The sequence below is a fragment of the Klebsiella sp. B345 genome (assembly GCF_051131735.1).
GTDB lineage: Bacteria > Pseudomonadota > Gammaproteobacteria > Enterobacterales > Enterobacteriaceae > Klebsiella.
On sequence record NZ_CP180443.1, the window covers coordinates 2610075 to 2628331 of the forward strand.

The following is an 18257-nucleotide window of genomic DNA, read 5'->3' on the forward strand; positions in this document are numbered from 1 at the left end:
ACAGGGACTCTTTCCCTGCAGAGAGACATTCATCAGTGCAGGGAAAGATTATACCAGACTTTTTTTAATCGGGGGTAAAGTGACGTAAATGTTGGACGGTAGCCAGCCAGGCCGCGACCCAGCCAATCATCGAGCAGACGATCAGCATCAGCAGACACTCGTCGAAGCCTAAACCGCTGAGCTCAAATTTCGTTCCGAACACCTGGGCCACTTCGGTCACCGCTGACGACAGACGCATCACCATGATTTCCGACAGAATCAGCGATAAGAAGGCGCCACAAAAGCCCAGCAGCGCCCCGCCGTACAGGAACGGACGCAGAATAAATCCATCGGTCGCGCCAATCAGCTTCTGCACGTTAATGGTGTCGCGGCGCGCAAAAATGCTCAGACGCACGCTGTTGCCAATCACCAGGAACACGGCAGCAACCATTAACACGCCAATCAAGGCCGATACGCGTCCTACTAATCCCGTTAAGGAAGAGAGACGCGCGAACCAACTGTCATCCATGCGCACTTCATCGACGCCCTGAATACGCGTCACCCGATCGCGTAACGTATTCAATGCCTCGGTCCCCTGGAAGTCCAGCTTCGGCACCACAATCGCCACCGCCGGCAGCGGGTTCTCTTCCAGCATATCCAGTGCGCCGCCAAAGCCAGACCAGTTGCGGAACTCCCCTAGCGCTTCGTCACGCGACAGATAGTTAACCTTCTCAACGCCTTGCTCCGCCTGCAGCTGACCGACAACCCGCGCCGCTGCATCGTCATCCAGCGTTTTCTCAAGGTAGACGGTGATCTGCGGGGTAGGATAATACTGCGCTGCTGCGGTATTGACGTTTTTGTACACCATGTAGCAGACGCTTGGCAGCGTCAGCGAGATGGCGATAACCATGATCGTCAGGAAGGTCGCGAGCGGCGTGCTTTTCAGATCCTGAACCGCGCCATGCCAGGCATAGCGAACCTGTTCGTTAAAGACGTTGCTCTTACGGGAAGCCGGGGCTGGCGTCGCTTTGGGCCGCTTCGGCGCATTGCGCCCGCCACCACCGCCCGCACCAGCACCGTTACGCAGGCGATCGAACCTGTTGCCGAACTGGCGAATTTGATTTATTGCGTCACGCTTATTCACCCCAGTGGCCTCCATGCATATGACCGTCGCTCAGGGTCAGCATGCGATACGAGCGGCTGGAGATCAGCCCCAGGTCGTGCGTCGCCATCAGAACCGTTACCCCTACGCGGTTGAACTCCTCAAACAGACGTAAAATCCCTTCCGAGAGCGCCTCATCGAGGTTACCGGTCGGTTCGTCCGCCAGCAGTACCGCTGGCTTATTCACCACCGCGCGGGCAATCCCTACGCGCTGCTGTTCACCACCGGAGAGTTGGATGGGAAGGTTTTTCGCTTTGTCCAGCAGCCCGACTTTATCCAGCGCCGCCGACACACGGCGACGAATATCATCGCCGCTGGCGCCGGCAATAATCAGCGGGATAGCCACATTATCAAACACCGTACGATCCATCAGCAGGTGATGGTCCTGGAAAATCATGCCGATCTGGCGCCGTAGGAACGGCACCTCCCGGCTCTTCAGACGGCTAATATCATGGCCGCCGAATAAGATTTTCCCGGCGCTCGGCCGCTCGATACCGCAGATAAGCTTAAGCAGGGTACTTTTCCCCGCGCCGGAGTGGCCGGTCAGAAATGCCATCTCGCCCGACTGCAGGTGAAAGTCTACCCCCTGCAGCGCTTGTCTCCCACCGAGATAGGCTTTGCTGACTTGTTCAAAGCGAATCATGATTAATCCTCTCGGGCAAAAAGTGCCTCAATAAAGTCGCCCGCATTAAACGGACGCAGATCCTCAATACGTTCACCGACGCCAATGTAGCGAATCGGAATACCAAACTGGTCGGCGACGGAGAAGATAACGCCCCCCTTCGCGGTGCCATCCAGTTTAGTCAGCGTAATACCGGTCAGTCCAACGGCTTCATGGAACAGTTTGGCCTGGCTAATGGCATTTTGCCCGGTGCTGGCATCGATGGTCAGCATGATCTCATGCGGCGCATCTTCATCCAGTTTTTTCATCACGCGGACGATTTTCTTCAGCTCTTCCATCAAATGCGATTTGTTCTGCAGACGGCCGGCGGTATCGGCGATCAGCACATCAACGTTGCGCGCCTTCGCCGCCTGGATGGCATCGAAAATAACCGATGCGGAATCCGCGCCGGTATGTTGGGCAATGACCGGAATGTTGTTACGCTGGCCCCAGACCTGCAGCTGCTCGACCGCCGCGGCACGGAAGGTATCTCCCGCTGCCAGCATCACCGATTTACCCTGCTGCTCGAACTGACGCGCCAGCTTGCCGATGGTGGTGGTTTTGCCAACGCCGTTGACGCCAACCATCAGAATAACAAACGGTGTTTTCCCTTCAACATTCAGCGGCTCATCGACTTTCGCCAGGATGCCGCCCATCTCTTCTTTCAGCAGGCCATACAGCGCTTCTGCGTCGCGCAGCTGTTTACGGCTGGCGCCTTCGGTCAGATGGGTAATGATCTTGCGGGTCGTTTCCACACCAACATCGGCAATCAGCAGTTGCTCTTCCAGCTCTTCAAACAGATCATCATCGATTTTTTTACCGCGGAACAGACTGATAAATCCGGAACCGAGGTTCTGTTTGGTTTTAATCAGGCTACGTTTCAGCCGGGCGAAGAAGCCCTCTTTGGTCGGTTTTTCCTGCTCCTGCTGGGCAGTCTCTTCCGCCTGGGTCTCTTCTTCTTCGTGCTCATCATCAACAGGCTGTGACGCCAGCGCCAGGGCTTCCAGTTCTTCATCAGACAGCGCTGGTTCTGACTCTTCTTCGATGACCGCATCGTCGGCAACGCTGGCGTCTGGCTCAGCCATCACCTGCTCCGGCGCGAGGTCGACTACCGCTTCCGCCACAACCGGCTGGGCAAGGCTCGCCTCGACCAGCGGTTCGGTAACAGTAACTTCTTCAATCCGAGGCGCTTCAACCACGGGTTCTGGTTCTTCAACCAGCGCGATCTCTTCAACCTGCGGCTCATCGACTACAGGCTCATCGACCACAGGCTCTTCAACCACCGCGACGTCTTCAACCGGCGCCACGTCGACAGCAGGTTCTTCAATAACCGCGACGTCTTCAACCACCGGCGGCAGCTCGCGCTCAACCACCTGCTCTGTGACCTCCACAACGTCGGCCGCAAAGGTCTCCGGATCCTCTTTTTCTACCGCCGGTGCGTTAACCGCATCCGCTTCTGGCGTCGCAACCGTCTGCTCAGGCAGCGTCTCTGTCGGATGCTGCCCGACAACCTCGTCCTGCCCTTCTACTTTTTGTTCGCTTTCGGTTTCCTGCGCCTGTTCTTTTTGTCCAAAGCCCAGCCAGGAAAAGAAGCCACGTTTTTTCTCTTTTGCCATTTGCGACGACACTCCCGCTGTTTATTCATGGCACAGCTTCGGCATATCACGCGCGGAAGCTGAAAAATGATGAAATTAGTCGGATAGTCTATCACTTAACTTAACTCGCATCACCGCCCCCGGATTAAGGTTTCGTCATCCGCGTTCGATCGCTAGAATAGCGGGCTGAAAGTGGAGACCTGAGCAAAGAGATGAAGAAACCAAACCACGCAGGCAGCGGCCAGATCCGCATTATTGGCGGACAATGGCGAGGCCGAAAATTACCGGTGCCGGAGAGCCCGGGCCTGCGCCCGACCACCGACCGGGTCCGCGAAACCCTGTTTAACTGGCTGGCGCCGGTCATGACGCAGGCGCACTGCCTCGACTGTTTCGCCGGCAGCGGCGCCCTGGGGCTGGAAGCGCTTTCGCGCTATGCGGGAAATACCACGCTGCTGGAAATGGAGCGCGGCGTCGCCCAACAGCTGCAAAAAAACCTGGTGACGCTGAAAGCGGCTCACGGCAAGGTGGTCAATACGAACACGCTCACCTACCTGAATCAGCCCGGCACGCCGCACCAGATCGTGTTTGTCGACCCGCCGTTCCGCAAAGGACTGCTGGAAGAGACGCTGCGCCTGCTGGAAAATAACGGCTGGCTCGCCGATGAAGCGCTCGTCTACGTCGAGAGCGAAGTCGAAAATGGCTTACCGCCGGTGCCGGTCAACTGGCATCTGTATCGTGAAAAAGTGGCCGGACAGGTCGCCTACCGTCTCTACCAACGTGAGGCACAAGGAGAAAATCATGCTGATTAATTTTGGCCGCGTGCTGATGCTGTGCGTGTGGGCGTTTTTGTTATTAAACCTGTTTCAGCCTTTCCCGAAGCCGCTGAATATTTTCGTTAACGTCGCGCTGATCTTTATGATCCTGATGCACGGCCTGCAGCTGACGCTGCTGAAAGCCACCCAGCCGAAAGATGCCCCGCCGCTCGGGCGCTTTGAGCAGATACGCATTTTTGTCTTTGGCGTGTTCGAACTGGTGGCCTGGCAGAAAAAGCTCAAGGCCACGCTGCGTAAGAAATGACAGACCGGCTCAGGGTTCTGGCGTAAACGCGACAAACCTTGAGCCCTGAAAGCTCAGCATCCCCCGGTCGCCGACGCACAGCGCATGATATTGCGCGGCTTCAAGACGAAAACTGACCTCCAGCCCACCGGTCTCTGGCCGGAAGCTGGCCTCGTAGCGAATATCGCTGCCGGCAGGCGTCACGGTCTGCTGGCGCGAACGGCGATCGTTTATCACCTTTTCCCGCTTGTTACTCACCACCACCCGCTTTTGCAGCACTGGCGCGGCGTCATTATTCATATTTTCCCGTCGTTGCTGCACATAGCGCAGCGAGGCGGCCACCACAATAATGGCGACGACGACGACAAAAAACAGCGGTACCTTACTCATTCATCTAACCCATAAGAATTCTCAGGAATAAGCATACCGCGCCTTGATTAACATTGTCATCTGCCGCTCCGAACCACTACACTAGAATTCAGTACCGTCAATACACCAATCACTTAATAATAACAGATACAAGGACTTACTATGCTTTGGTCGTTTATTGCTGTCTGTTTCTCCGCATGGCTTTTTGTCGATGCATCCTATCGCGGCCCCACGTGGCAACGCTGGGTTTTTAAACCCGTCACCCTGATCCTGCTGCTGCTGTTGGCCTGGCAGGCGCCGATGTTCAATGCCATCAGCTATCTGGTGCTCGCCGGACTGTGCGCGTCGCTGCTGGGCGATGCGCTAACGCTGCTGCCACGCCAGCGGATAATGTATGCAGTCGGCGCCTTTTTCCTGTCGCACCTGCTCTATACCATTTGGTTTGCCAGCCAGATGACGATGTCATTTTTCTGGCCGCTGCCGCTGGTCCTGCTGGTTATCGGCGCCCTGCTGCTGGCGGTGATCTGGAGCCGGCTTGAGGAGCTACGGATGCCGGTGTTTACCTTTATCGGTATGACGCTGGTGATGGTCTGGCTGGCCGGCGAGCTGTGGTTCTTCCGCCCGACGGATACCGCGCTTTCGGGCTTTGCGGGAGCGTCATTCCTGCTGCTCAGCAATATCGTCTGGCTGATCAGCCACTATCGCCGTCGCTTCCGCGCCGATAACGCGATTGCTGCCGCCTTCTACTTCGCCGGCCACTTCCTGATTGTCCGCGCGCTGTACCTGTAATTAATCGCTTGACTCTGGAGTCGACTCCAGAGTGTATCCTTCGGGTAATGAGAAAATTATCATTACCCGGAGGGTCTCATGTCGACTCCAGAAGCTCAGGATAAAAAAGTCCCGCAATTCTCGTCATTCAAATTAAAACCAGTGACTGCGCAGGCTGACAGCTGCTGCACGGAGTCCGCCTGTGCTACCGCCACGCCGCCTGAAAACGCCCCGTTCAACGAAGCACGTTACCGTTGGTTAGTCGAAGGGATGGACTGCGCCGCCTGCGCCCGCAAGGTAGAAACCGCCGTGCGCCAGGTCGAGGGCGTCAGCCAGGTTCAGGTGGTATTTGCCACCGAAAAGCTGCTGGTGAACGCCGATGGCGACGTCCGCGACCGTATTGAAAGTGCGGTACGCGCGGCAGGCTATACGTTACGCGATGAAAGCGCCCCGGTGCCGAAGGTCTCACGTCTGCGCGTAAACCTGCCTCTGGTGACGCTGGTGCTGATGATGGCGCTGAGCTGGGGCCTGGAACAGTTCAACCACCCGCTGGGCGAGCTGGCGTTCATCGCCACCACCCTCGTGGGACTGTGGCCTGTCGCACGCCAGGCCATACGCTTGATCCGCAGCGGCAGCTGGTTTGCCATTGAAACACTGATGAGCGTTGCCGCCATCGGGGCGCTGTTTATCGGCGCCACCGCCGAGGCGGCGATGGTGTTGCTGCTGTTTCTGATTGGCGAACGTCTTGAAGGCTGGGCCGCCAGCCGTGCCCGCCAGGGCGTGAGCGCGCTGATGGCCTTAAAACCCGATACCGCCATTCGCGTACGCAACGGCGAGCGGCAAACCGTCGTCCAGCGCGATTTGCGTCCCGGCGACGTGATTGAAGTCGCCGCCGGCGGCCGTTTACCCGCCGATGGCCAACTGCTGACGCCGTTTGCCAGCTTCGATGAAAGCGCGTTAACCGGTGAATCCGTACCGGTCGAACGTCGCTCAGGCGAGCGCGTGGCGGCAGGCGCCACCAGCGTCGATCGACTAGTGCAGTTGACAGTCATATCTGAACCGGGCGACAGCGCCATTGACCGTATTCTGAAGCTGATTGAAGAGGCCGAGGAGCGTCGGGCGCCGATTGAGCGTTTTATCGATCGCTTCAGCCGGGTCTATACGCCAGCCATTATGGTCGTCGCCCTGCTGGTGGCGATCGTCCCGCCGTTGTTCTTTAGCGCTGCATGGCTGCCGTGGATCTACAAAGGGTTGACGCTGCTGCTGATCGGCTGCCCCTGCGCGCTGGTTATTTCCACGCCGGCGGCGATTACCTCCGGGCTGGCCGTGGCAGCCCGTCGCGGGGCGTTAATTAAGGGCGGTGCGGCACTGGAACAGCTGGGACAGGTGCGCCAGGTCGCCTTTGACAAGACCGGAACGTTGACCGTCGGCCGGCCGCGCGTCACCGCCACCATCGCGCTGAGCGATGAAGATGAAAACAGTCTGCTGGCGCTGGCAGCGGCGGTGGAGCAAGGCTCCAGCCATCCGCTGGCGCAGGCCATTGTGCGGGAAGCACAGCAGCGCCAGTTGGTGATCCCCTCGGCCCGCAACCAGCGCGCGTTGGCAGGCTCCGGAATTGAAGCCGAGGTCGACGGCCATCGAATCTTGATTTGCGCAGCGGGTAACGGCAGTGCGCCGCACCATGAGTCGCAGATCCAGCAGTTGGAAAACGCCGGGCAGACGGTGGTGCTGGTGCAACGCGGGCAGACGCTGCTGGGTATTCTGGCGTTGCAGGACACGCTCCGCGACGACGCCCGTCAGGCGGTCGACGATCTGCATCGTCTGGGAGTCAAAGGGGTGATCCTTACCGGAGATAATCCACGCGCGGCAGCGGCGATTGCCGGGGAGCTGGGGCTGGCGTTCCGCGCCGGGCTGCTGCCTGCCGATAAGGTCACGGCGGTGACGGCGCTCAACGCCGAGGCGCCGCTGGCAATGGTTGGCGACGGGATTAATGACGCCCCGGCAATGAAGGCCGCAACCATCGGTATCGCCATGGGCAGCGGGACCGACGTGGCGCTGGAGACCGCCGACGCCGCCTTAACCCATAACCGTTTAACCGGCCTGGCACAGATGATTACCCTGGCCCGCGCCACTCACGCCAATATCCGGCAGAACATTGCCATCGCGCTTGGGCTGAAGGGGATTTTCCTTATTACCACCCTGCTTGGATTAACCGGGCTGTGGCTGGCGGTGCTGGCGGATACCGGCGCGACGGTGCTGGTCACCGCGAACGCTCTGCGACTGTTACGTCAGAAGTAAGTGGCAAGCTCCGGGGCGACGCTTGATGCGCCTTGCCCGGGCTACAGGCTGTGCAGTCAGGTAGCCCGGACAGGTGCGCAGCACCGCCTCCGGGGAAGCCTGAAGCAAATCAGTGGCTTTTGCGGATCAGGTAACGGTAAGGCAGCGCCTGAGTTTCCTCGGCAACCAGCTCATGTTCCATAAAGCGGCAAAACCCTGGAATATCGCGGGTAGTCGCCGGATCGTCGGCGATAATCAACAGCGTCTCACCCACCGGCATGGTACGTACGGCCTTGCGTACCATCATTACCGGTTCCGGGCAACGCAGGCCCTGAGCATCCAGCGTGTGGTCAGGACTGGAGAAAAGTTCGGTCATTTTCATCTCACATCAACAAAACGGCCCTAGTTTACCGCCACTTTTGCGCTGCGCAAGTCAGGTTAACGTTTGCGCGAAAAACAACCGTTGCAATACCCGCGCAACGCAGTATCATTCTGCCGCTTCATACTGGTACACGCGCGCAGGCACATCGCTCGCGAGTATTGATTTATTGGGTTCCCTCACCCCAATCACTAAAAAGGTCACAATATGAGTCCCTTTACTACCGTACAGCGTACAAAAGCGCTGGTCTGGCTTTCGCTTTTCCATTTGCTGGTGATCACCTCCAGCAACTATCTGGTGCAGCTCCCGATCTCCATTTTCGGTTTTCATACCACCTGGGGCGCGTTCAGCTTTCCGTTTATTTTCCTCGCCACCGATCTGACGGTGCGGATTTTCGGCGCGCCGCTGGCACGACGCATTATCCTGGCCGTGATGATCCCGGCGTTGCTGATCTCTTACGGCGTCTCCTCCCTGTTCTATATGGGCGAGTGGCAGGGTTTCGCCGCGCTGACCCACTTTAACCTGTTCGTCGCCCGTATTGCGGCCGCCAGCTTTATGGCCTACGCGCTGGGTCAGATCCTTGATGTCCACGTCTTTAATCGCCTGCGTCAAAACCGCCGCTGGTGGCTGGCGCCAACCGCCTCGACCCTGTTCGGCAACGTCAGCGATACGCTGGCCTTTTTCTTTATCGCGTTCTGGCGCAGCCCGGACCCTTTTATGGCGGCGAACTGGGGAGAGATTGCGATTGTCGACTACAGCTTCAAGGTGCTGATCAGCATTGTCTTCTTCCTGCCGATGTATGGCATGCTATTGAATATGCTGATGAAAAAACTGGCAGATAAATCTGATTTATCGGCATTGCAGCCAGGTTAAGAGTACTCACAGGTTGATGTGATAAGATACACGGATGAGCCGTTAATGGCCGTTTATCGAAAGGAAGAAGTCAATGCGCAATTTGGTTAAATATGTCGGTATTGGCCTGCTGGTTGTAGGTCTTGCGGCCTGTGATAACAGCGATTCAAAAACGCCAACCGAAGGGGCTGCAGCACAGAGCAACGCCAGTGGACAAACCGTTAGCCTGCTGGATGGCAAGCTGAGTTTCTCCCTGCCGGCGGGAATGACCGATCAGAGCGGCAAGCTGGGTACTCAGTCCAACAATATGCACGTCTACTCTGACGTCACCGGGCAAAAAGCGGTGATTGTGATTGTCGGCGACAGCACCAATGAAGAGTTAAGCGTGCTGGCTCAGCGCCTGGAAGAGCAGCAGCGCAGCCGCGATCCGCAGCTGCAGGTCGTGACCAATAAATCAGTTGAGGTCAAAGGCCACACCCTGCAACAGCTGGACAGCATCATCTCCGCCAAGGGTCAGACCGCATGGTCTTCCGTACTGCTCGGCAAGATTGACGACAAACTGCTGACCCTGCAGATCACCCTGCCAGCAGATAACCAGCAGCAGGCGCAGACTGAAGCGGAAAGCATCATCAATACCCTCGCCATCCAGTAACTACTGGCCCGGCGTCGCGGCCTCCGGTTCAACCACCGGGGGCCGTTTTTTTAACCGCCAGCCTAACACCAGCGCCACCGCCACCAGCCCTGCTGCCACCAGATAAATCGCCGATATGCCGACCCACGCCATCAGCAAGCCTGCCAACGGCCCGGTCACTCCTAGCGAAAGATCCATAAATACCGTGTAGGTCGCCAGCGCCGAGCCCTGATTCTGCTGCGGTACCGCTTTCACCGCCACCACGCCCAGCGCCGGGAAAACCAGCGAAAAACCGGCGCCGGCCAGGAAGGTACCGATTTTCGCCATCAACGACGTTTCTGCCAGCCCCACCAGCAACAGCCCGACGATCTCCACGCTGAAGCACAGCATCGCGACGTTCAGCCCGCCCAGACGCTGAATACCGTTGGGGAATAGCAGACGGGTGCCGACAAACGCACAGCTAAACAACGTCAGCGCGAACGCCGCGCCATCCCAGCCTTTGGCATCGTAAAACAGCGTGATAAAGGTCGCGATCGCGCCAAAACCCGCGGACGCCAGCGCCAGCGCCATGCCATATGGCCAGACCCGGCCGAGCACCGCGCGAAACGACATGACCTTGCCCCTGGTCGCCCTGACCGCTGCTTTTGGCAGTGCGCAAAGAATCGCCACCAGCGCCACGGCCATAATCGTCAACGCCAGCCCTTTCAGCCCCACGAGGGAATAACAAAGCACGCCAAGTGGTGCACCAATTGCCATCGCCCCGTAGGTCACGATACCGTTCCACGAAATCACCCGTCCGATGTGCAACGAGCCAACGACGCCCACGCCCCACAAGGTCGAACCGGTACCAGCAAAGCTTTGCCCAATGCCGAGAATTACGCGCCCCAGGCACAGCAGCGTCAGGCTGATCAGCGGCCAGTCGCCGCCGACCGCCGCCAGCAGATAGCTCAGGCCGCTGAGGAAACAGCCGCACAGCCCGAAGACGACAATCTTTTTTGGCCCCAGCAGGTCAGCGTAACGCCCGGCATGCGGGCGACTGAGCAGCGTGGCAAAGTATTGCAAACTGATAACCAGCCCAGCCCAGAAGGCGCTGAACCCCATAACATCATGTACATAGCCGGGCAGTACCGCCAACGGCAGGCCAATCGTCAGGTAGCTGGCAAAATTAAACATCACAACTGAAACAATCCGCAGATTGAGGCGCAATCCATTCAGCGCCGGTTCGTCGACGGGTTCGGGCATTGGGTTCACCAGATTTTTACAACAGTGTTTCACTATTACCACGTCGCCCACACAAAAGCAGCCAGCTACGCATAAAATCACGTTTCAGCAGCATACCGGCGGCGTATGGGAAGTATCGCCTTGTCTATATTTAAATAACTCAGGCGCTGTGGCTAAATATTGCGAATTATTAACTTGCCGGAAAAAATAATGTTAGCGTTCTGAGCAAGATAAATTGCCATTGCACGGTTATAGCGCACGTTCAGCATCACCTGAAGCGAGCGCCACTCGGGTCCGCACGCTTTTATGATCAAAACTGCCGGTTGGGAAAAAATTGAAATCGCCATCGCTATTTATCTGGGGTTTTATTTTGACTGATGATATTTTTCACCAGCCACCGTTGCGTGGTATTCCCCTAATTCAACAAGGAGTGTTTATGAGAAAGTTTATGCAGTGGCTGGCCGTTATTGCCGTCGCCGGTACCCTGGCAGGTTGCGCACGTACGGCGCCGGTTGAACAAATTCAGACCACCGTCAGCGCCGGTCACAGTGCCGACCAGGTCAAGCAGGCCATTCTGCGGGCCGGTGTTCAGCGTCAGTGGATCATGACAGAGCCGGCACCCGGCGTCATCAAAGCCCGCCAGCAGGTTCGCGACCATATTGCTGAAGTCCGTATTCCGTACTCCGCCAACGGCTATGCCATTCATTACGATAGCAGCTTCAATCTGATGGCCTCCGGCGGGAAGATCCATAAAAACTACAACCGCTGGGTACATAATCTGGATAAAGATATTCAGGCCAACCTGGCCGCTGACGCGATTCGCTAACTACCTTACCTCCGCCATCGCTATTGTTTCCTGAGGAAGTACTGATACGCTTCCTCATGCTGAAAAATAGGGATGGCGGGAGTGAATTCGGCATTCTCCTATGTATTCGCCTGCCTGCTGCGGCAATTTGTGGCGGAAATGTCAGAGAGTAGTCATCGGCCTGTTGATGGAATAACGGAATATCGCTATCAGCCGCGAATAATTACCATAATAAATTGCACTGGCATGCGAAAATAATGAAAATACGCGCTGACTTCACCACCTAATTTGCCAGGCGGTGAATATGCTTGCCAGTATGCCCTCACTCTGCACTGAGCAGCAGATACCCGTTCGGCAGAAAAAGCCGAGCGGTAAAAATCCTGGCTGGTAACACGCCGTTGGTTCAGACGTTAGCCATACTGTATTCGCGGGCCAGAAGAAAATACAAAGCGGCGTTCAAAAAACGTAGCTGGAATCACCGGTTTATCGCGGATGCGCGTTGATGAAATTCTCACTAAACATAGTTGACTGGCAGGGCAGAGCCCCTGGGCTTAGCGAAACAGCGCAGTGGCAGCAATGGTCACGGCAGCCGCACGCCATCGATCCGGCAGCGCCGCAGGCAAAATTAAGTGAATTACCGATGATGGCCGCCAGACGACTCAGTTCGGGGAGCAAGCTCGCCGTGGAGTGTGGACTGGCAATGCTGCGCCGTCATCACATCGACGCCGTGCTGTACACCAGCCGCCACGGGGAACTGGAGCGCAACTATCGCCTCCTCCACGCTCTGGCGACGGGGCAGGACATCTCTCCTACCGACTTCGCGCTTTCGGTACACAACTCAGCGGTGGGCAATCTGACCATCACTGCTCAACATCCGATTACCTCCTCTTCGCTCTGTGCCGGACGGGACTCCTTCCAGCAAGGGTTATGCGAAGTGATGTGCCTGCTGAACGCCGGCTATCAGCGGGTGCTGATGGTCGATTTCGACGGTCAACTGCCGGAGTTTTACCATCCGCAACTGGCCCCTACCATGCCCACCTGGCCCTACGCGCTGGCGCTGGTGATCGAGGCCGGTGACGCGTGGCGCTGCGCCACGACAGGCGACGTGCGCGACGAAGAGCCTGACCTGCCGCAAAGCCTGCTGTTTTTACAGCACTACTTGCAAGACCACACCGACTTTACCCTGCCGGGCGAACGCCTGCAGTGGTGCTGGAGTCGCGCGTGAGCGGCGTTATGCAGGGCGTAAACCGGGTCTGGCGTGGCGCCATGACCGGCGTCTGTTTCGCCCTGTTTGGCCTCGGTGGATTAGTGCTGTCTCTTATCTGGTTCAACCTGCTGCTGGTGGTGGTGAGGAATAAAACCCGCCGTCGTCGTCTGGCACGACGCAGCATCGGGGCCAGCTTCCGCCTCTTTTTAACGGTGGTTCGAACCGTCGGCGTGCTGGACTACCGTATTGAGGGCGAAGCAATTCTGCGTCAGGAACGCGGGTGCCTGGTCGTCGCCAACCATCCCAGCCTGATTGATTATGTAATGCTGGCGTCGATCATGCCCGAGACCGACTGCCTGGTGAAAAGCGCCTTACTCAACAACCCTTTCGTCAGCGGCGTGATCCGCGCGGCGGACTATTTGATCAACGACCAGGCTGATTCACTACTGCCCGCCTGCCTGCAGCGACTGCAGCAGGGCGATACCATCCTGATCTTTCCTGAGGGCACCCGTACCCGCCCCGGCGAGAAAATGACATTACAACGCGGCGCGGCCAATATTGCCGTGCGTTGTGCCAGCGATGTACGGATCGTGACGATCCGCTGCAGCGAGCACATGCTTGGTAAGCAGTGCAAATGGTACGATGCGCCGCCAACCAAACCGCTGTTTACCATCGAGGTACGCGAGCGGGTAGATATAAGCCAGTTTTACGATGCCAACCTGCATGAACCGTCCCTGGCGGCGAGGCAGCTCAACCGGCATCTTTTGCTCCAGTTACAATCAGGTACTACGCCTGGCTCAGGAATTAATGATGCAAGCGCTCTATCTTGAAATTAAAAAACTCATAATAACTACGCTGAATCTGGACGAACTGTCGCCTGACGACATCGACACCGATGCAGCACTCTTTGGTGATGGACTCGGTCTGGATTCGATTGATGCCCTGGAGCTGGGGCTGGCGGTGAAAAACCAGTATGGCGTCGTGCTCTCTGCCGAAAGCGACGAGATGCGCCAACACTTTTTCTCCGTTGCTACCCTGGCCGCTTTTATCCACGCTCAACGAACCTGAGGCACGTACCATGACTGAACCACAAGATATTTACGCAGAAGTCTCGGCACTGCTGGTCAAACTGTTTGAGATCGATCCCCAGGACATCACGCCGCAGGCGCGCCTGTACGAAGATCTCGAGCTGGACAGCATTGACGCGGTCGACATGATCGTCCACCTGCAAAAGAAAACCAGCAAGAAGATTAAGGCCGAAGAGTTTAAAGCCGTGCGCACCGTGCAGGATGTCGTTGATGCGCTAGAACGTCTCTCCCGAGAAGCCTGATCCGCATGTCGGAGGCCTTTTCGCGTCGGGGGATACCGCTGCTGACGAATCTGCTGCTGCTCGCCTGGCCCGTGTTAATCTGGCTGGGTCTGGCGCATAACAGTCTGCACTGGCTGCTTCCGCTGATGGCGCTGCTGCTGTTTTTACGCTTCACGCAGTCCCGGCGTCAGGCCGGGCCTCTGCGCATCGTCACCCAGGTCGTGGCGCTGGCCGGTATCACGCTGTGCGCGACCAGCTATGTGTTGAAAACGCACCAGCTGCTGCTATTTTACCCAGTGGTGGTCAACGCCGTGATGCTGACCATTTTCGGCGGTTCGCTGTGGTCGGCGATGCCGATCGTTGAACGCCTGGCACGTATTCAGGACCCTCAGCTTCCCGCCGCGGCTATCCGCTATACCCGCCGGGTCACGCAGATCTGGAGCCTGTTTTTTATCGCCAACGGCAGTATCGCCCTGTTCACCGCGCTGCATGGCGATATGGCGCTGTGGACCGCCTGGAATGGCATGATTGCCTACCTGCTGATGGGGACGCTGATGGCCGGAGAGTGGCTGGTACGCCGCCGGGTCATAAAGCGAGACGCCGGATGAACGCGCCACTGCCCATCTCTCGCTGGCTGAGCGCCCCACGCCCCGCCGATACCCTCATCGCCTGGCAAGGCCAGCAACGCTGGACGGTCGACCACCTGCGCCACGATGTCGCGCATTGGGTAACTTATCTGGACCAGCAGCAGGGCCAGCGCTGGGCGCTGTGCTTCGACAACAGCTACCTGTTTCTGGTGGCGCTGCTGGCCACCCTGCACGCTGGCAAAACGCCGATGATGCCGGGGCACAGCCGGGTTTCGCTGCTGAATGAACAGCGGGCGCTGTTTGATGGCCTGCTCAGCGATAAACCTCTCGGCTGGAACGGCCCGGCGCTGACCATCAGCAGTTCGCCGCAGGACCCAGCACAATCCATCGCGCTACGCGATATCGCCGATGACGCCTGCGTGGAGCTGTTCACCTCCGGGTCAACAGGACAACCGAAGCGGGTGATCAAGCCGCTGGTGTGCCTCGACCGCGAAGCCGCCCTGCTGGCCGCGCACTTTGGCGAACGGCTAGCCGGCTGCCGCATTGTCGCCTCGGTGGCGCCCCAGCACCTGTACGGCCTGACCTTCCGCCTGTTTTTACCGATGGCGCTTGGCCTGCCGCTGCACGCCACCACGCTGAACTACGCCGAACAGCTTAGCGCCCTCAACCCACAGCATCGTTATGCGTTTATCAGCAGTCCGGCCTTATTAAAACGCCTGGATGCCCGGCTGACGCCACCGCCGGTCGAGCTCATTATCTCCGCCGGGGGCCTGCTCGCCTGGCAGGATGTCACCCGCACATTTGGCTGGCTTAAACGTTGGCCGGACGAGATTTACGGCAGCACCGAAACCGGCGTTCTGGCCTGGCGTTTTCGCGATCGGCCAGACGGCGACTGGCAGCCGCTACCCGGCGTCAGATTTATGCCACAAAACCAGGCGTTTCGCGTTTTTTCACCGCTGATAGCCGAAGAAGATGGCCTGTTGCTCGATGACAACCTGCAGTTCACCGCCAACGGTCATTTCCAGCTGGCAGGCCGCCGTGGACGGGTCGTGAAAATTGAAGAAAAGCGCATTTCGCTCAGCGACATTGAACAGCGCTTGCTGGAGCTGGAAGGCATTCGCGACGCGGTCGCGCTGCTTGTGACCCGCGGCGGTCGCCAGAATATCGGCGTCCTGCTGGTGCTGGATGAGCACACCCGCCAGACGTGGCAACACGCCAGCAAAGCCCTTGAAAAAACGTGGCGGCGGGCCCTGCGCCCGACGCTGGAGCCGGTCGCCATCCCCCGCTACTGGCGCGTTATCGACGACATTCCGGTCAACAGCATGAACAAGCGTGTCTATGCGCAATTACAGGAGTTGTTTCTTGAAACCCCGTGAGATTGAACGCCATCAGGCACAACCCCAACAGGTGGAGATTGTTCTGCATCTCGACCCGGACCTGCCGTGGTTTCGCGGTCATTTTGCCGTCCAGCCGCTGCTGCCCGGCGTCGCGCAACTGGACTGGGTGATGCATTATGCCACCACCCTGCTGGCGCCGGGCTGGCGGTTCCAGGGCATTCAAAACGTTAAATTTCAGGCGCCGCTGCTGCCGGAGACCACCGTCACCCTCAGCCTCAGCTGGCAGCCCGAGCGCCAGATCCTGGCCTTCAGCTATCAACGCCACGATGGTGAGGCGCGTCATATCGCCAGCAGCGGGAAGATCCGCCTATGTCGCTAATCGTCAATCCCTGTGTGGTGATCCCCTGCTACAACCACGGCGCCATGATGGCGCAGGTCATTGCGCGCCTGCAGCCTTTCGCCCTGCCCTGCATCGTCGTCGATGATGGCAGCGACGCGGCAACTCGCGAGGTCCTGGCGCAGCTGGCCCTGCAGGAACCTAACCTGATGCTGATCCGCCTGGCGGAGAACGCTGGCAAAGGTTGCGCCGTGATCCGCGGTCTGCAGGCCGCCGCGGACGCCGGGTTCAGCCATGCCGTGCAGGTGGATGCCGACGGCCAGCACGCTATTGAGGATATTCCCCGGCTGCTCGCGCAGGCACAGGCGCACCCCACCGCGCTGATTTCCGGCCAGCCCATTTACGACGACTCCATTCCTCGCTCGCGGCTGTATGGCCGCTGGATAACCCATATCTGGGTGTGGATTGAAACCCTCTCGCTGCAGCTGAAAGACAGCATGTGCGGCTTTCGCGTCTACCCGATTGGCCCGACGTTGCAGCTGGCGCAGCGCGTAGCGCTGGGTAAGCGAATGGATTTCGATACTGAAGTCATGGTGCGCCTCTACTGGCAGGGTCATGACAGCTATTTTGTCCCGACCCGGGTCACCTATCCCACCGACGGGCTGTCTCATTTCGACGCCCTGAAGGACAACTGCCGCATCTCGTGGATGCACACCCGCCTGTTCCTTGGCATGCTGCCGCGCATCCCTTCCCTGCTGCGCCGCCGCCGGGCGACCCACTGGGCGCGCCAGGATGAGGTCAGAGGATTGTGGGGAATGCGGCTGATGCTGCTGGTGTGGCGTCTCCTGGGCCGCAACGTATTCTCATGGTTGCTCTACCCGGTGGTCGGCGTTTACTGGCTGACGGCGCATCGTGCCCGTCGCGCCTCACAGAACTGGCTGGCCCGGGTGCGAACACAGCTGGCCGCCCGCCAGCAGCCGCTGCCGGCGCAGCTCACCAGCTACCGCCATTTCCTGCGTTTTGGTGACGCAATGCTCGATAAAATCGCCAGCTGGCGCGGGGAGTTACGCTTCGATCGTGATGTCGTTTTCGCACCTGGAGCCGAAGCCGCGCTCAATAACGGCACCCCGACCGGCAAACTGCTGCTGGCCTCGCACCTCGGCGATGTCGAAGCCTGTCGGGCGCTGGCGCAGCTGCAGGGCGGTCAGGTCATTAACGCGCTGGTGTTTAGCGAGAACGCCCGCCGCTTTAAGCAGATCATGGAAGAGATGGCGCCGCAGGCCGGGGTGAACCTGATACCGGTCAACGATATCGGCCCGGATACCGCCATGTTGCTGAAAGAGAAGCTGGAGCGTAACGAATGGGTGGCTATCGTCGGCGATCGCATTGCCGTGACGCCCCAGCGCGGCGGCGAATGGCGCGTCTGCTGGAGTGAATTTATGGGCCAGCCGGCCCCCTTCCCGCAGGGGCCGTTTATTCTGGCCGCCATTCTGCGTTGCCCGGTACAGCTTATTTTTGCACTGCGCCAGCAGGGCAAGCTGCATATTCACTGCGAACCCTTTGCCGATCCGCTGGTGCTGCCGCGGGCTGAACGCCAGGCGGCCCTGCAGGAGACGGTCGAACGCTACGCGCAGCGCCTGGAACACTATGCGCTCCAGTCACCGTTGGACTGGTTCAATTTTTTCGACTTCTGGCAGTTGCCGGATGCCAAAGAGAAGGAGTAAA

At 58.5% G+C, this 18257-nt stretch carries 21 protein-coding genes; 15 read left to right on the forward strand and 6 right to left on the reverse strand.

What is annotated here, in order from left to right; all coding sequences use genetic code 11:
- Positions 1-64: 64 nt before the first annotated feature.
- From ftsX to ftsY, 3 genes are read right to left on the reverse strand one after another with little or no spacing between them, the layout of a single operon-like run.
- The gene (gene ftsX / locus ACMYSO_RS12335; protein ID WP_123757279.1) at positions 65-1123 is read right to left on the reverse strand and encodes a permease-like cell division protein FtsX; all 1059 of its coding nucleotides are present in this window, start codon (positions 1121-1123) and stop codon (positions 65-67) included.
- Positions 1116-1784, reverse strand: a complete 669-nt coding sequence (ftsE, locus tag ACMYSO_RS12340; protein ID WP_123757278.1) for a cell division ATP-binding protein FtsE — start codon at positions 1782-1784, stop codon at positions 1116-1118. The genes ftsX and ftsE overlap by 8 nt, the downstream gene beginning before the upstream one ends.
- Before the next feature lie 2 nt (positions 1785-1786).
- Positions 1787-3418, reverse strand: coding sequence for a signal recognition particle-docking protein FtsY (gene ftsY, locus ACMYSO_RS12345; protein ID WP_434670658.1), 1632 nt, complete (start codon positions 3416-3418; stop codon positions 1787-1789).
- 191 nt (positions 3419-3609) lie between these two features.
- Here ftsY and rsmD point away from each other — a divergent pair, with 191 nt between their 5' ends.
- Complete coding sequence (gene rsmD, locus ACMYSO_RS12350) at positions 3610-4206, forward strand: 16S rRNA (guanine(966)-N(2))-methyltransferase (protein ID WP_434670660.1); 597 nt, start codon at positions 3610-3612, stop codon at positions 4204-4206.
- Positions 4196-4474 carry a DUF1145 family protein gene (locus tag ACMYSO_RS12355; protein WP_434670662.1) on the forward strand — a complete coding sequence of 93 codons (279 nt, stop codon included), beginning with the start codon at positions 4196-4198 and terminating at the stop codon, positions 4472-4474. Before rsmD ends, ACMYSO_RS12355 begins: the two co-directional genes overlap by 11 nt.
- Positions 4475-4483: 9 nt before the next feature.
- Here the strand turns inward: ACMYSO_RS12355 and ACMYSO_RS12360 are convergent, their stop codons facing one another.
- Complete coding sequence (locus tag ACMYSO_RS12360; RefSeq protein WP_434670664.1) at positions 4484-4843, reverse strand: DUF2500 domain-containing protein; 360 nt, start codon at positions 4841-4843, stop codon at positions 4484-4486.
- Between the two features lie 141 nt (positions 4844-4984).
- On the opposite strand from ACMYSO_RS12360, the gene ACMYSO_RS12365 reads away from it, so the two are divergent.
- Both ACMYSO_RS12365 and zntA read left to right on the forward strand, forming a co-directional pair.
- Positions 4985-5611, forward strand: a complete 627-nt coding sequence (locus ACMYSO_RS12365; RefSeq protein ID WP_434670665.1) for a lysoplasmalogenase — start codon at positions 4985-4987, stop codon at positions 5609-5611.
- A gap of 78 nt (positions 5612-5689) precedes the next feature.
- The gene (gene zntA / locus ACMYSO_RS12370) at positions 5690-7888 is read left to right on the forward strand and encodes a Zn(II)/Cd(II)/Pb(II) translocating P-type ATPase ZntA (protein ID WP_434670667.1); all 2199 of its coding nucleotides are present in this window, start codon (positions 5690-5692) and stop codon (positions 7886-7888) included.
- A 109-nt stretch (positions 7889-7997) separates the two neighbouring features.
- Here zntA and tusA read toward each other — a convergent pair whose 3' ends face one another.
- Positions 7998-8243, reverse strand: a complete 246-nt coding sequence (gene tusA / locus ACMYSO_RS12375; RefSeq protein ID WP_434582674.1) for a sulfurtransferase TusA — start codon at positions 8241-8243, stop codon at positions 7998-8000.
- A 210-nt stretch (positions 8244-8453) separates the two neighbouring features.
- Here tusA and ACMYSO_RS12380 point away from each other — a divergent pair, with 210 nt between their 5' ends.
- Together ACMYSO_RS12380 and ACMYSO_RS12385 are read left to right on the forward strand one after the other, a co-directional pair.
- Positions 8454-9119 carry a 7-cyano-7-deazaguanine/7-aminomethyl-7-deazaguanine transporter gene (locus ACMYSO_RS12380; RefSeq protein ID WP_434582672.1) on the forward strand — a complete coding sequence of 222 codons (666 nt, stop codon included), beginning with the start codon at positions 8454-8456 and terminating at the stop codon, positions 9117-9119.
- A gap of 73 nt (positions 9120-9192) precedes the next feature.
- Positions 9193-9750, forward strand: a complete 558-nt coding sequence (locus ACMYSO_RS12385) for a DcrB family lipoprotein (RefSeq protein WP_123757270.1) — start codon at positions 9193-9195, stop codon at positions 9748-9750.
- Here the strand turns inward: ACMYSO_RS12385 and ACMYSO_RS12390 are convergent, their stop codons facing one another.
- Positions 9751-10971 (reverse strand): MFS transporter, encoded by a 1221-nt coding sequence (locus ACMYSO_RS12390; RefSeq protein WP_434670668.1) that lies wholly within the window; start codon positions 10969-10971, stop codon positions 9751-9753.
- Positions 10972-11386: 415 nt separating this feature from the next.
- On the opposite strand from ACMYSO_RS12390, the gene ACMYSO_RS12395 reads away from it, so the two are divergent.
- The 9 genes from ACMYSO_RS12395 (at position 11387) to ACMYSO_RS12435 (ending at position 18256) form a co-directional block, all read left to right on the forward strand.
- On the forward strand, positions 11387-11776 hold the full coding sequence (locus ACMYSO_RS12395) for an LptM family lipoprotein (RefSeq protein ID WP_434670670.1): 390 nt from the start codon (positions 11387-11389) through the stop codon (positions 11774-11776).
- Between the two features lie 481 nt (positions 11777-12257).
- Entirely contained in the window at positions 12258-12980 is a 723-nt protein-coding gene (locus ACMYSO_RS12400; RefSeq protein ID WP_434670671.1) for a beta-ketoacyl synthase chain length factor, read from the forward strand.
- An 8-nt stretch (positions 12981-12988) separates the two neighbouring features.
- The gene (locus ACMYSO_RS12405) at positions 12989-13792 is read left to right on the forward strand and encodes a lysophospholipid acyltransferase family protein (RefSeq protein WP_434670796.1); all 804 of its coding nucleotides are present in this window, start codon (positions 12989-12991) and stop codon (positions 13790-13792) included.
- Positions 13773-14030, forward strand: a complete 258-nt coding sequence (locus ACMYSO_RS12410) for a phosphopantetheine-binding protein (RefSeq protein WP_123757266.1) — start codon at positions 13773-13775, stop codon at positions 14028-14030. Before ACMYSO_RS12405 ends, ACMYSO_RS12410 begins: the two co-directional genes overlap by 20 nt.
- 10 nt (positions 14031-14040) lie before the next feature.
- Complete coding sequence (locus ACMYSO_RS12415) at positions 14041-14292, forward strand: acyl carrier protein (RefSeq protein WP_434582666.1); 252 nt, start codon at positions 14041-14043, stop codon at positions 14290-14292.
- Positions 14293-14297: 5 nt separating this feature from the next.
- Positions 14298-14879 (forward strand): hypothetical protein, encoded by a 582-nt coding sequence (locus ACMYSO_RS12420; RefSeq protein ID WP_434670673.1) that lies wholly within the window; start codon positions 14298-14300, stop codon positions 14877-14879.
- Entirely contained in the window at positions 14876-16234 is a 1359-nt protein-coding gene (locus ACMYSO_RS12425) for an AMP-binding protein (protein ID WP_434670674.1), read from the forward strand. Before ACMYSO_RS12420 ends, ACMYSO_RS12425 begins: the two co-directional genes overlap by 4 nt.
- Positions 16221-16574 (forward strand): ApeI family dehydratase, encoded by a 354-nt coding sequence (locus tag ACMYSO_RS12430; RefSeq protein ID WP_434670675.1) that lies wholly within the window; start codon positions 16221-16223, stop codon positions 16572-16574. The genes ACMYSO_RS12425 and ACMYSO_RS12430 overlap by 14 nt, the downstream gene beginning before the upstream one ends.
- Positions 16565-18256: a glycosyltransferase family 2 protein gene (locus ACMYSO_RS12435; RefSeq protein WP_434670677.1), complete on the forward strand. Its 1692-nt coding sequence runs from the start codon at positions 16565-16567 to the stop codon at positions 18254-18256. Before ACMYSO_RS12430 ends, ACMYSO_RS12435 begins: the two co-directional genes overlap by 10 nt.
- The last annotated feature ends 1 nt before the right edge of the window (position 18257 follow it).